This window comes from Kitasatospora sp. NPDC058492, assembly GCF_042720685.1.
Taxonomy (GTDB): domain Bacteria; phylum Actinomycetota; class Actinomycetes; order Streptomycetales; family Streptomycetaceae; genus Kitasatospora.
Window position 1 is genome coordinate 33,136 of record NZ_JBHXMU010000044.1, and the last position, 12,736, is coordinate 45,871.

The window sequence follows — 12,736 nt, forward strand, 5'->3', positions numbered from 1 at the left end:
GTGGGCGGCGACGTTGCACCGGGCACCCACCGGGGACGTTCACCCCTTCGGCTCTCCCGCACCGGCGCCCACCTGGGGTGACCTCCGCCGCGCCGGCCGGGCCGCCTTCCGCAGCCGATGAACCGTCCGTCTCCTCAACAGTAACCGTCGCACGGTCAGTCCCGGGGGCAGCAGGGCGGGCAGCACTGGGCGGCATGAACGTGCAGGTGGCGACCTGGGAACCCCCGTTCTCCTTGGCCGTCTGCCGGTTCACCCCCGCACGGCCGCGGCGCTGGACGCCATGCGGTCCGCACCGTCTGCACGGGCGTGGCCCCGCAAGGTGTCGGCGGTAGGGCGGCAGGCCCGGAGCCCGCGGCCCGGGGCGGGCGGGGCCCTGGCAGGCGCGGCCGGGGCGGGGAGAGCGAGGGGAGGGTTTCGGGGGTGGCCGGCGCCGAACGCCGCGGGCCCCGCACCCGTCGTGCTGTGGGTGCGGGGCCCGCGGCGTGGGAATCGGTGGTGGCGGGTTCGGTCTGCGCAGGTGGCGTGCCGGTCAGAAAGCGGCGGCTAGGGCGGCCGGACCGACGCTGACGATCGCGGCGACGCTGAGCAGCGAGGACGAGATCAGCAGGCGCATCTTGTGCGTGCACAGGGCCGAAAGGCGGCCGAGTTGGCCGAGGCGGTCGTCATCGATGAGGGCGGCGCGCAGATCGACGTTGCCCTCGCAGCGTGCCCAGCGGATGAACCCGCCGGAGGCGTCCTTGTCCAGACGCGGCATCACGACGAGCAGGGCGAGGATCGCACCGCTCACCATGGCGAACGTGCCGATGGCGGCGAGGGTGAGCGCGACGGGGTGGGCATCGCGGATCGAGGCGACCGCGTTGATCAGGACGCCGTCCGTCGCGAGCAACAGGCTTGCTTTGGTGTTGGTGCGTCCGAGCTCCTCGGCGACCCTGGCGAGCGCGTCGGCGAGAAGCCGGTCGAACGTGGCCGCGTCGGTCACCGTCGCCTCGCCGGCCTCGGCCATGGCCTCGGTCCGGGGCTCGGTCGTGGTGGTGTCCACTCGGGTTTCCTCTCCTGGTGAGTGTCGGTCAGGGCGCTGCACACCGGGTCGGACCGTGACGGACACGGCCCGACCCGGGAGCGGCTCAGGTGTTCTCGTCGGCGAGTTCCTCGACGTAGGCGAGGAGGTAGGCGAGCTGGTCGCGGCGGATGCGGTGCTCGGTGGTCGCGTCGGGCCACGTGAGCAGCAGCGGGAGGACGTCGCTCGGGTCCTCGCGGGCGGGGTCGAGGTCGTCCAGCAGCGCGCAGACGTCGCTGCTGTGGAGCACGGAGCCACCGGGGGCGGCGGCGATGCGGTCGTTGTCGTCGGGGTGGTCGGTGTCGCGCAGCGAATCAAACTCGGCGACGAACGTACGGACCTGCCGCTCCTGGGCCTTCGTGGCCTCACCGGTCAGCACGGCGTACATGTCGCTGACAGCGAGGACGACCGGCCCGTCCGGGCCGTGGATGTGGCCGCAGACCGTCGCCCGCGGGTCGGCGGCGAGGAAGAGGTGCACGCGGGCGGCCGGGCCTCCGTCGGCGGCGGCCGGGCCGTCGGCCGGCGCCGGGACGGGCCGGTTGCATGCCCGGCAGGTCTCACCCTGGCAGTTGTTGCAGTCCTCGGTGATGGGGTCGTTGAGCCAGGCGCCGTATGCGTGGCGGACGTAGGCGCGGTTGCCGCTGGACCCGTGCCACTGGGGCGACCAGGGCGAGAGGGAGTCGTCAGCTTCGGCCGGGTGGTGGCGGTCGAAGTCCATGAGCTTGTGGGCAGCGCGGTCGGCGGCGAGGGCGTTGTCGACGGTCGGCTGGGCCGTCCACCGGCGGTCGGCGACGGCGGCGAGCCGGAGCAACACCTCGCGCCGCTCGGCGTCGGAGGCCGGCGGGTAGAAGTCGGGCCGGCGCCCGGGGTCGAGCTCGTCGAGGAGTTCGCCAACGGTGTAGGCCTCGGCGTCGAGGTCGGGGGCCTGGGCGTAGGCGTCGGCCGGGGCGGGGGCGTTGAACGCGGTCGCGGTGTCCATGCGGTGCCTTCCGATTGGTGCGGTGGTGGGGCGGGCCGGGTGCTGCGGCGTTCGGAGCCGCTCGGCTGAGTGCCTCGCAGGGCGCACGGCGTTGGTCCGTGCCCCCGTCAGGCGAAGCAGTCGAAGTCGCAGGTGACGTCGTCGCCGCACGGGTCGAGGACCTCGATGTTCCAGAGCTCGCCGCGGTCGGCGGCGCGGGTGGCGATCTGGCCGACGCGCTCGACGCCGGCGCGGTCGAGGGTCTTCGTGTGGCGGCCGGTCTCGGTCTCGTACCGGAGGGTGTACATGGGCTCGGGTGCCGGGCTGAGGTAGTTGCTGGCGAGGAAGCCGGGGATCCGTGCGGCGCACTCGGCCCAGGACGGGCGGTCGCGGTCGGAGGGGACGCAGGCGACGCCCAGCTCGATGCCGGCGGGGGTCTTGGCGAGGTAGGCGAGGACATGCACGCGCATGGCGGGCTCCTTCGGCGGGGTGCGTGAGCGGTGGCGGCCTGCCTGGTGGGGCCGCAAGCTCAAAGCTAGCGCAAGTTACGTAACGTGCGCTAGTCGACAGTCTCGGCGTCTCGGATGGGCTGTCAGAGGGCTTGGTGCGCTTGCCCCGCGATGTCGAGCTCGATGTCGAGCTCGGGGGCCTGCGGGCAGTAGGTGCCGCCGTCGCCCGCCGCGCGCCAGGTGCGGACGCTGCCCGCGGGGCCGCCCCAGAACAGCGACGTCGAGCAGAACCGGCAGGCGAAGCCGCCTACCGACGACCTCTCGGCGGTCTTCCCGCGCGACTGCGGGGCGGTGGCGGCGGTGCGCTGGTCCGGGATGGGTCCCGTCGGCGCCACGGTGAACTGCTGCACGATCACGGTCAGCGCGCCGCCGTCGTGGTCGTGCTCGCGGGCCGGCCGCTTGGTTGCCGCGTAGGCGGAGGGAACCAGCAGCAGCCAGGCACCGGCGGCCACGGCGGCGGCCATGGGCTGGGCGTCGATGGGGCTCGCCTGCCAGATGGCGGTGGTGGTCCCGGCGGCGAGCGCGGCGAGGGCGAGGCGACCGGCGAGGCTGCCCCGGCGGGCGGACAGGTAGAGCACCGCGGCCAGCAGCAGCCAGGACCAGCCGAGCACGGCCGGCGAGGCCGGAAGTCCCGCGGCGTGCTGCCGCAGCCAGACGCCGGCCGGGCGGCCGACCGTGGCGCCGAGCTGCTGGGCGGCCTGACCGACCGGCGAGCGGTCCAGCAGGCGGGCAGCCCGGACGACCTCGGCCGCGGCGGCGCCGATCAGCCCGCCGGCCGCGACCGCGGACAGCGCGAATGCCGTGACAGCCGCAGCGAGACCGGCGAGAACGCGGGCCCTGCGGGCGCCGGCGGTGCGGGCGGCGGCGCACCAGGTGCGCCAGCGGCGGTGTGCGCGGCCGGCCGCAATGCGCAGCGCGGGGATCAGTCGCCCGGTGATCCAGCCGAGGGCCTGCGCGGGGAGGCTGGGCGCGGTGGTGCTGGGGGCAGGCATGGGTGAGTCACGCCTTTCGGTGAGGAGGGCTGAGCGGTCGGCGTCCGGCCGGCCGCCGGTGGCGCCAGGCCGCCCCGTGGACGGGGGCGTACTGGCGGCACCGGCGAGGGGCCCGGGGGCAGCGCGGGGCGTTAGGCCGCCGCGGTCTCGACGCGCGGCGCCGCGGTGATGACGCGCATCGCCCGACCGACCCGGGTGGACCACCAGCGCAGGTCTTCGAGCGTCATTTCCGCCTTGATGGCCATGAGCTCGTTCGTGAGGTCGTACAGGGCGGCCTTGGCGGTGCCGGAGGCCTCGCCGGGGTCGACGAACCGGGCCTCGGTCAGGTCCCGCATGATCTCCTGGACGCCCGTAAGGATCAGCTGGGCCTCGGTCTCGCAGGACTCGCGGTCCTGGTCGTCCGCGTCGGGCCGCAGGTCGGCGAGGGTCACCGTCAGGCGCGTGCGGGTGGAAGCGGCGAACTTCTCTGCGAGCTGGGCGAGTTCGAGCATGCCCTCGGCGTCGGTGAAGGCCTGGCGGATCGCGGCCTGCACAGCGGGGCTGAGGCCGCGGCTGGTGCGACCCGAGGTGTAGTTGTCGTCTGACTTTCCGATCTTGTCGGCCTCGCGGGCGAGGAGGACCTCGCGCCACGTGGCGCGGTGGGCGGGGTTGTTGATGAACGTGTCGAGCTTGGTCAGCGGGGTGAGGATGTCGGCCATGGCGGTGCCTTCCTGGTGGCGGGTGTGGTGCGGGCGTGCTGCCCGCGCCGTCTCCGGGCTCGCTGGGGCGGGTCCGGCGGCGACGCGGACGGCACGTCAGCGGTTGCGCTGGCGGCCGACCGAGCTCGCGGTCGCGGTGATGTTGGCCGTGACGTTCGTGGTGATGTGGGTGACCGCTCCCGCCGGCCCGGCCTGCTGCCTGCGGCCTCCCTGGGCGAGGACCCAGCCGACGACGCCGACTCCGAACACGGCGGCGAGCGCGAGCAGGAAGCGGGCGGCGGCGTCGAGGCCGGGGGCGGCCTGGCCGATGCCGATGCCGACGCCGGCGGTCCCGATGCCGACCGATCCGGTCACGATCGAGGCGCGCAGCCACAGCGGGGTGTCCGTCCACGCGGAGGCCTGCGCGGGTGCGGGCTGCGGCTGCTGGGCGAGGGGCTGGGGCACGGGCAGTACGAAGGCGGTCGGGGCGTAGTGCTGCGGGGCGTACGCGGGGTGGCCGGCGGTGGTGATCAGCGCCGGGGCGGTGCCCGGCTGCGGGACGACCAGGGCGACGGGCGGGGCGGCCGTGGTGTGCGCGGCGGTCAGGCCGGCGGCGGCGAGGATCTCCTCGACGGTCGTCGGGTACGGTCCGGGGTGCTGGGTCATGGGTCGGCGCTCCTGCTGGTCGGTCAGGCGTGGACGGGGTTGGTGCACGGCTCGGGGTGCCGGTGCGGGAGGTGCCTGCCGCAGCAGTCGCGGCGCTCGACGCTGACCCGGCGCGTTCCGCGGCAGGCGGGGCACGCCTGCTCGCGCTCCGCCCGGTTCTTCGCGTTGAGGGCGGACTGCCCGGCCTGGGCCAGGGCGGCCCAGGCCGCGCCGGCGGCAAACATGGCGTGCGCGCTCTGGTGGTTACCGCGCTTGAGCTCGCCGTCGCCGTGCTCGTTGTGGTGCAGGGCCATGTCGAGCGCGCGCCCGACGTAGTCGGCGGTGACGTAGGGGACGTGGTCGAGGGAGGGCATCGCAGGTTCTCCTTGGCGGCTGGCCGGTTGGGGCGGGATGGTGCTGGGCGCCGGCCGCGGCGCGCGGTGCAGGCCGCGGCCGGCTGGTCGCCGGGTCAGTCCTCGAAGCGGTCGCAGACCGAGCACAGGGCCTCGTTCTCGGCGTGGCCGGCGTGGGCGGCGGCGAGCTGGCCGAGGCTGTACACCGGGGTCCACGCGGGGCCCGCGCAGCCCTCGGTGCCGCAGGTGACCCGGGCCTCGAACCGCTGGTCGTAGGGGTCGCCGTCCGCCACGTGGCGGAGGAGGAGCTCCTCGCGGCCGGCGGCGAGGGTGGCGGTGTCGTACTCGGGATCCCGGCTCGGGGTGTCCCAGGTGATCAGGCGGGCGGCGGCGCTGCCGAACACGACCTCGATCGGGTCGGTCTGGGCGCCGCGCTGCTCGGCGAGGCGGCGCAGGATCAGCGTCACGGCGGGCAGGTCGGCGGCGTGGACGACGGTGAAGCCCTCGGCGGCGAGGTCGGCGGCGGCGATCTGCGCGTGCTGGCGGGCGAGGACGTCCGCGGGCACGCGCCGGTTCTCCGGCCGGCGGCCGTTGCGGGTGAGCGCCTCGGCGAGTGGGACGTCGTCGAAGACCAGGGCGACGGCCGGCGCCTTGTAGCGGCGCGCGTGGGCGAGGAGCCACGCGCGGTCGTCGGGGTCGGCGCTGGTGGCGTCCACCACGGCCGGCAGGCCGAGGGCAAGACGGGCCTTGAGGCGCTCGAACAGCAGGTGCCAGACGTGCGGGTCGGCGCTCTGGTCGCCGGCGTCGTCCGCGACGTCCTCGCGGACCTGGTCGGACCGCAGCACCCAGGACCGCGGGAACATCGCGGACGCGGTGGTTTTGCCCGATGCGGCGCAGCCGACCAGGGCGACGAGTGCTTTGTCGGGCAGGCCGAGGGACTTGAGCATCTGCGGTGTCCTTCCGAGGGGCCGGGGCGTCGGGTGTTGGCGGCAGCCCGCGGCGGGTGGGCGGTGGTGGTGCTCGGCGGTGCCCGCCCAGCGGTGTCCGGCCCGGGTCGCGGGCAGGTACCGCCGGGCGGCGGTTGTGGTGGTGGATCAGAAATCGCGGGGCTCGCCGAGGGCGTCGGCGACCTCGCAGGCCGCGTCGTAGGCGTGGGCGCGCAGCACCTTGTCCGCGCGGCGCAGCAGGGCGGACAGGTCGTCGGCGTCGTCGGCGTCATCGGCGGTGGCGTCGCGGAGGTAGTCGGCGGCGCGCTGCATCTCCTCGGCCTCGTTCCAGTAGTGGCAGCGCTCCAGCGCGGTGACGGCGCCGGCGGCGAGGTCGGCGAGCTCGGTCGGGGTGGCGATCGCCGGGTCGGCGGGGAGGGTCGTGCCCTCCTGCTGTCCGGCGAGGTAGGCGAGCGCCTTGCCGTAGTCCGAGGCGAGCGCGGCGAACGTGGGGATCGTGGGGGTCTTGGCCTTCGGCATGTCGGGGTCCTTCCGGTGATGGGCTCCCGGGCGGGTGCGCGGGGGCGTGGTGGGTGTCAGCGGTGCCCAGGCCTTCCAGCAGGCCGGGATGAGCGCGGTCACGCGTCGGCGCGGTGGGGGGCGAAGGAGCGGAACAGGACCGGGCCACGGGGGCCGGTGCCGCGGTGGGGGGCGATGAGGTAGCCGGTGCCGGGCATGGCAGTGGGGATGGTGGCGCGGGCGGGACCGAGGGCGAAGCCGAGTTCGGCGTCGCGCAGCGCGATCAGCGTGCTGTTGCTGAGGGTGGCGTGCAGGTTGCCGCCGAGGGTCGTGAGGTAGTGGCCGCGGTAGGCGATGCGCAGGGCGACGCCGCCGCGGCGGCCGAAGAGGGTGAGCTCCTCGACGTGGCGCATGCCGTCGTCGTCGAGGCGGACCAGCTCCCACGTGGTGAGGGTGAGGGTGATCAGCGGTTCGGCGGCGGTGGGCTGGTAGACGGGCCGGGGCCAGTTGGCGAGGATCGCGGCGCGGTCGCGGGCGATGGGGTAGGCGCGGTTGCGGGCGATGTGAACGGCGGCGCGCAGGAGGTCGCGGGTCTGGTCGGGGGTGCAGGCCCGGCGGTCCAGGGTGGGGCCGAGGTAGTGGTCGAGGTCCTGGTCGAGGCCGGCGACCCAGGGGGAGACGACCGGGGAGGCGGATTCGGCCGCCCACAGGTGATCGAGGATCCCGGAGGCGCCGGCGCCGGGGCCGCCGATGATGCCGAGGGGTACGGCGCCGTGCTCGGTCCACAGCGGGACGACGGCCGGGGCGCCGTCGGCGGTGCGGCCGATGGTGACCGTGCCGGCCTGGTGGTCGAGGAGGTGCTCGACGGCCGGGCGGGCCTGCGGGGCGCGCAGCTCGGCGAGCTGGTCCGCGGTGTGGGTGAGGGTCAGGTTCATGGGACGGGTTCTCCGTTCGGCGTGGTCAGAGGAGGTCGGAGGCGATCACGGCGCCGGTGGTGATCAGGTCGAGCGCCAGGCCGAGGAGGATGAGGAGGCGGAGCATCTCGTCCCGGTGGTGGTCCTGGGTGTGGGTGAGGAAGCGGACGAAGTCGAGCCAGTCGTCCATGGCCGGGGCCTTTCTGTGGTGGCGGTGTTTCCCGCGGGAAACGGCGCGCGGGGGACGGGGTCGCGTGGTGGCGGGCCCGCCCCGGGAGGCCGACGACACCAACATTAGCGCAAGTTACGTAACTTCCGCTACTTGCTGGTGTCGTCGGCCTTTCCACGACCCGTCAGACCCGGGCGGGCTGCCGGGTCAGCTCGTACTTGTTGTGGGCCACCTTGGTCAGCTCGCCCGCCTCCGCGAGCTCGCTGACCACGTTGTTGATCGTGCCGGGCGTGAAGCCGCTCACCGCATTACGAATCTCGGCCCGACTCAGCGGGCTCTTGGTGGCGAACGCGGCCTTGATCTGGTCCCGAAGACCGTTCTCCTCGTCCCGCTTCACCGCCAGCACCGCCGGATCGTCCTCGTCCTCGTCCTCGTCCTCGTCGTACTCGTCCTCAACGTCCGGCCCCGCCGGCGCCGGGACCGCCGCGGCACGGGGCGCCGCGCCCGCCGCCGGAGCGTCGTCGTCGGCCGGCGGCTCCCAGCCGTCCGCCGGACGGTCGAGGTAGACGGCGCCGGCGGCCTGGGCCGACACGTCGTCGAGGGTGGGCGGCGCATCCGGGCCGTACAGCTCGACCAGATCCATGTTCAGCCCCGGGTACCGGTCGACCTTCCAGACCCGCATCAGCGTCGCCCGGCCGCCGGTGAACAGGTAACCCATGCCGGCCGTCGACTCGCCGTCACCGTCGGCCGTCCCCGCGAACTTCGCGGCAATCTGGCCGCTGGGGTAGATGCGCTCCGGGATGTTCTCCAGCACGAAACCGGCCGGCGCGATGCCCTCGGTCCCCATCCCCTTCGTGCTGCCGCTCATCACGCGCATCATCACGCAGGGGCCGTCCTTACCCTGCTCACGGATGGAATTCTCATCGCCCAAATCCGTCAAATGCAAGCTCTGCACGCCGAGCCGGATGCCGACGCCGAGCTTCCTGCCGGTCTTCTGGACGTCAGCGATCAGCTGCGCCGCCAGCCGCTTGAGCTCCGGGTTCGGGTGCGAGAGCAGGCGGTTGATCTCGTCACAGCTCAGGTTCAGCAACGGGTACGGGTCGTTGATGAAGAACCCGCTGCGGCCGAGCGAGCGGTTGATCTTCTCCCGGGCCTTCAACACCCGCTTGAGGGCCTTGAGCATCCGGATCGCGCCGGCTTCGTCGCCGACCATCCAGTCCACCCGCCCGCAGGCCTCCGGGAGGGAGGCGCCGCCTTGCAGGTCGATCACCCAGCTCACGACCCCGTTGATCTTCTCGGCCGCGAGCACGTGGCCGAGAAGAACCGACTTGCCCGCGCCGGTGCAGCCCGCGTCGATCCCCCGCAGCGCCCCCTTGTCCGGTTCGTACAACGGGAAAAGGGCCGGCGCGCCATCGTGCTGGACACCGATCCGGATCCGCCCCCGCGAGTCCATGACCAGATCCTCGCGGGTGGCCTTGCGGACGTCCAGCAACGGGTTCTTCCTGTAGACGCTGATCAGCGCGTCCCGAACACCGTCCGTCTCCACCACGACGCACGTCGGGTCGGTGATCCCCAGCGCGGAGCACAGCGCGCCGTGATTGACCGCCACGGTCGTGCCCTGCTGCGCCTGGCCGTGAAGCACCAGCCGGTTGCCCTCCGCGCGCTTGCCCACCAGGACAAGCCCGGGGGCGGCCTTGCCCGGCGCCGAGACATGGACCGGCCACATCGCCTCAAGGGTGCTGGCCACCGGTGCCACCGCAGCGGCCTGCACGGCACTCGGCGCGACGACCAGCCGCATCCGGCCCGGGCCGCTGCCCGCGATGCCCTCCCAGGTGACCCGCTCCACCGGGCAGTCGAACAGCGCCGCGAGGTTGCGGATCTGCACATTCGGGACCGGCCTGCCCGGCTGCGCCACGACGATGCCCTCGAAGTCGGGGCCTCCGTTGAGCAGCCGGACGGCGGTCAGCGCGGTGCCGGCCGCGATGCCGCGCTCGGCGCCAGCGGACTGTGCCCAGAAGTAGGAGATGCGCTCCTCGTACGTGGCGGGCATCGGCATGGCCTGCGCAGCGACCGCGACGGCCGGGGCGGCGTCGGCGACCACCGCCGGCACACCGCCCCGGGCGATCGGGATGCTGCGCGCGATCGGGGCCAGCCACCACATCAACGTGCCCCACACGGACGCGGCGAGGATGTCCTCCCACCACGCCCAGCCGGTCAAGTACTGCATCGCCAGATACAGCAGGCAGCCCGTCACCGGGGCGAGGAGCCGCTGAGCGACGCGCACCGTACGCCGGTGGTCCTCATCCCGTGCGCTGATCCACAGCACGAAGCCGGCAACCAGGAGCACCGTGAACGCGACGATCGGCGGCGCGAGCGACTCAACGTGCGAGGCGGAGGCGACGGCCACCGCCGAAGCGAGGTAGGCGCCGCGCTCGATCCGCGCGATCGTGCCGATCTGCGCAGGGGTCGCGGCGAGCGGCGCCGCGTCCTGCTGGTCAAGGGGGGTATCAGCCGGGGACATGTTCCTTCTCCTTCAACGGACCCGGTAGAAACCGGGCTTGGCCATCGGGTGCTTCCTGGTCTGCGCGACTTCGTAGATGCCTCCGTACTCCGATTTGTGCTCGCTCTGCGTGTCGTCGGCGGCAACCGAGGCCGCGTCGGCAGCGGAGACCAGCACCGCCGCCGACTCCGAGACGCCGAGCAGAGACGCCGCGACCTCCTCGATCCTGGCCAGGAACTCCGGAGCGACTCCGGCCGGACCGCTCATGTCGACCAGCTTCCTGGCCTGTTCCGCGTCGCCCTCCATCTGCCGGCGGGCACTGTTCACCCGCTGCGACAGCGCGGCCATCTGCACCTTCAGGTTGACCAACTGGCCTTGCACGGCCATGAACTTGAGGACGCGCGCCGCCATGTCTCCCGCGTCCGGAACGTCGAGCTCTTCCATGTCTTCCCTAGCTCTCGTTGTGGATGGCCGCGCTAGGCGTCGACAGCCCGGCATCGGCCGTCGACCGCTGGATCGGCTTGTACTCGTCGAACATCGCGCCCTCGGCCACCTCGGACAGCTCCGCGGCGGCGAGCGACTGCACCCCGATCTCCGTGATCGACTGCGCCATCACCTGGACCCGCTCGATCATCCGATCGACCGCGGCGTTCGTGCGCCGGCCGACGATGTTGTGCACGTCCACCAGCTCGACCTTGAACTCCTCAAGCGAGCGGGCCAGCTTCTCGGCCCGCTGGGTCAGGCGATTGGTGCCCTCGTGCCGCTTGAAAGCCCGCTCGGTGATGTCGGCCAGCTCCCAGCAGCAGTCATCGACGGTGACCTCGGTCTCGTGCTGCGGGGCGATAGCCTCCTCCCGCCCGACGATCGCGCCGACCAGTCCGCCGCCCGTGACCGGGCTCGGCGACGGCGCCACCGCCACGACGGTCACGACGGTCCCGCCCGCCGCGGCCGGCTCCGCCCCGCTGTTCTTGGCGAGCGGTACCGGGGCGGCCGGGGCAGGGACAACCATCCCTGGCGGATCGTCGACCGCCCCGCCCACCGCGGCCGGCTCCGCACCCCTCTCCGAGGTAGAGACCGAGACCAGTACGACCGGCGCAGGGGCAGGGACGAGGGGCTTGACCGTGCTCACGGGCGGCTCCGGGGTCGAGGTCGAGCTCGGGGTCGAGCTCGGAGTCGGGGTCGAACTCGGCTCCGAGGTCGGGGTCGGGGTCGAGGTCGGGGTCGAGGTCGGGGTCGAGGTCGGCTCAGGGGGCGCAGTCGGCTCAGGCCGGGGACGGGGAGCCCGAGGCGGCGGGACGACTACACGACCGGTGGAGATCGCCGGACGGGGCCGCTCCGGCTCACTGCGCCGCCTCCGGGACGGCCGGGGCATCTCCTCGACGATGATCCGCTCGCCCTCGTCGGCGCGGTCGCGGTACCAGCGAGCACCTTCCGAGTCAGCCGCCCAGGCCGAGAACGACGAACCGTCATCACTCGGCGGGGGCGGAGAGGACGGCGGAGGCGGCGGGGGCGGAGAGGACGGCGGAGGCGGCGGGGGCGGAGAGGACGGCGGAGGCGGCGGGGGCGGAGAGGACGGCGGAGGCGGCGGGGGCGGCGGAGGCGCACTGCGCCGCCACCGCCCCCGCCAGCCGCCCGCCTTGCTGCCCGATCCGGCGTCGGCCGCGCTGTCGGCCCGTCCGGCGGTGTGACCGGCGCCGCCGCCGGAAGCGGCCGTGTCCCTACGCCGCTTCCACAACCACCGACGCCCGCCCCTGGCACTCGGAGGCGCCGAGGGCGCGCCGGTACCGCCGGTACCGGCAGCACTGCCGGAGCTGCCGGAGCTGCCGGCGGAACTGGCGCCGCCCTTCGACGTGCTCCTGCTCCCGCCCTTGCTCGGCCGCTTGGGCTTGCCCGGCCCCGGCTTGCTCGGGCTCGGCCGCTTGGGCTTGCCCGGCCCCGGAGCCGGGCCCTTGCCCGACTTCCCTCCTGCACCGGATTTGCCGGAACCGCCGGAGGTCCCGCCCTTGCCCGACCCGCTGCCCGCGCCCGAGCCGCCCGACTTGCCGCCGGAGGAGCCAGGCGTCCGACCCTTGCCGGGTCCGCCCGAACCGCCAGAGGTCCCGCCCTTGCCCGACCCGCTGCCGGCGGCCGGCTTCTTGTCGGGCTTCTTGTCCGGTCCGCCGGAGGTCTTGCCGCTGCCGGCTCCTCCCCCGCCGCCGGAGGTGCCCGGCTTCCCGCCGCCGCCGGCACCGTTTCCGCCGGACTTGCCGTCGGACTTCTTACCCGACCCGGAATCGGCACCCGCACCCGGCTTCTTGTCGCCCGACCCGCTGCCGGCGGCCGGCTTCTTGTCGGGCTTCTTGTCGGGCTTCTTGTCGGGCTTCTTGTCCGGTCCGCCGGAGGTCTTGCCGCTGCCGGCTCCTCCCCCGCCGCCGGAGGTGCTCGGCTTCCCGCCGCCGCCGGCACCGTTTCCGCCGGACTTGCCGTCGGACTTCTTACCCGACCCGGAATCGGCACCCGCACCACCCGGTTTTCCGC

General features: G+C 73.8%; 15 protein-coding genes and 1 pseudogene. 1 reads left to right on the forward strand and 15 read right to left on the reverse strand.

What is annotated here, in order from left to right; all coding sequences use genetic code 11:
- Nucleotides 1-529: 529 nt before the first annotated feature.
- From ACFWPI_RS26275 to ACFWPI_RS26345, 15 genes are all read right to left on the reverse strand, one after another.
- Nucleotides 530-1,039 (reverse strand): hypothetical protein, encoded by a 510-nt coding sequence (locus ACFWPI_RS26275; protein ID WP_380375224.1) that lies wholly within the window; start codon nucleotides 1,037-1,039, stop codon nucleotides 530-532.
- 85 nt (nucleotides 1,040-1,124) lie between these two features.
- Nucleotides 1,125-2,036 (reverse strand): hypothetical protein, encoded by a 912-nt coding sequence (locus ACFWPI_RS26280; RefSeq protein WP_380375226.1) that lies wholly within the window; start codon nucleotides 2,034-2,036, stop codon nucleotides 1,125-1,127.
- Between the two features lie 107 nt (nucleotides 2,037-2,143).
- A complete protein-coding gene (locus ACFWPI_RS26285; protein WP_380375227.1) occupies nucleotides 2,144-2,485 on the reverse strand; it encodes a hypothetical protein in 342 nt (113 codons plus the stop codon).
- A 122-nt stretch (nucleotides 2,486-2,607) separates the two neighbouring features.
- Nucleotides 2,608-3,516, reverse strand: coding sequence for a hypothetical protein (locus ACFWPI_RS26290; protein ID WP_380375229.1), 909 nt, complete (start codon nucleotides 3,514-3,516; stop codon nucleotides 2,608-2,610).
- 131 nt (nucleotides 3,517-3,647) lie between these two features.
- Nucleotides 3,648-4,214: a hypothetical protein gene (locus ACFWPI_RS26295; RefSeq protein ID WP_380375231.1), complete on the reverse strand. Its 567-nt coding sequence runs from the start codon at nucleotides 4,212-4,214 to the stop codon at nucleotides 3,648-3,650.
- 96 nt (nucleotides 4,215-4,310) lie between these two features.
- Nucleotides 4,311-4,859, reverse strand: a complete 549-nt coding sequence (locus tag ACFWPI_RS26300; RefSeq protein ID WP_380375232.1) for a hypothetical protein — start codon at nucleotides 4,857-4,859, stop codon at nucleotides 4,311-4,313.
- A 23-nt stretch (nucleotides 4,860-4,882) separates the two neighbouring features.
- Nucleotides 4,883-5,212, reverse strand: a complete 330-nt coding sequence (locus ACFWPI_RS26305) for a hypothetical protein (RefSeq protein ID WP_380375234.1) — start codon at nucleotides 5,210-5,212, stop codon at nucleotides 4,883-4,885.
- A gap of 95 nt (nucleotides 5,213-5,307) precedes the next feature.
- Nucleotides 5,308-6,138, reverse strand: a complete 831-nt coding sequence (locus tag ACFWPI_RS26310; protein WP_380375235.1) for an AAA family ATPase — start codon at nucleotides 6,136-6,138, stop codon at nucleotides 5,308-5,310.
- 147 nt (nucleotides 6,139-6,285) lie between these two features.
- Complete coding sequence (locus ACFWPI_RS26315; RefSeq protein ID WP_380375236.1) at nucleotides 6,286-6,657, reverse strand: hypothetical protein; 372 nt, start codon at nucleotides 6,655-6,657, stop codon at nucleotides 6,286-6,288.
- Between the two features lie 98 nt (nucleotides 6,658-6,755).
- Nucleotides 6,756-7,571, reverse strand: a complete 816-nt coding sequence (locus ACFWPI_RS26320) for a hypothetical protein (RefSeq protein WP_380375238.1) — start codon at nucleotides 7,569-7,571, stop codon at nucleotides 6,756-6,758.
- A 25-nt stretch (nucleotides 7,572-7,596) separates the two neighbouring features.
- Nucleotides 7,597-7,740, reverse strand: a complete 144-nt coding sequence (locus ACFWPI_RS26325; protein WP_380375239.1) for a hypothetical protein — start codon at nucleotides 7,738-7,740, stop codon at nucleotides 7,597-7,599.
- Between the two features lie 163 nt (nucleotides 7,741-7,903).
- Nucleotides 7,904-10,240 (reverse strand): hypothetical protein, encoded by a 2,337-nt coding sequence (locus ACFWPI_RS26330; RefSeq protein WP_380375241.1) that lies wholly within the window; start codon nucleotides 10,238-10,240, stop codon nucleotides 7,904-7,906.
- A 12-nt stretch (nucleotides 10,241-10,252) separates the two neighbouring features.
- Entirely contained in the window at nucleotides 10,253-10,663 is a 411-nt protein-coding gene (locus ACFWPI_RS26335) for a hypothetical protein (protein ID WP_380375243.1), read from the reverse strand.
- Between the two features lie 7 nt (nucleotides 10,664-10,670).
- Nucleotides 10,671-11,348, reverse strand: a complete 678-nt coding sequence (locus ACFWPI_RS26340; RefSeq protein ID WP_380375244.1) for a hypothetical protein — start codon at nucleotides 11,346-11,348, stop codon at nucleotides 10,671-10,673.
- 340 nt (nucleotides 11,349-11,688) lie between these two features.
- Complete coding sequence (locus tag ACFWPI_RS26345) at nucleotides 11,689-11,835, reverse strand: hypothetical protein (RefSeq protein WP_380375245.1); 147 nt, start codon at nucleotides 11,833-11,835, stop codon at nucleotides 11,689-11,691.
- A 489-nt stretch (nucleotides 11,836-12,324) separates the two neighbouring features.
- Between ACFWPI_RS26345 and ACFWPI_RS26350 the strand changes: the two are divergent.
- A pseudogene (locus ACFWPI_RS26350) lies at nucleotides 12,325-12,736 on the forward strand (hypothetical protein); the annotation flags it as partial.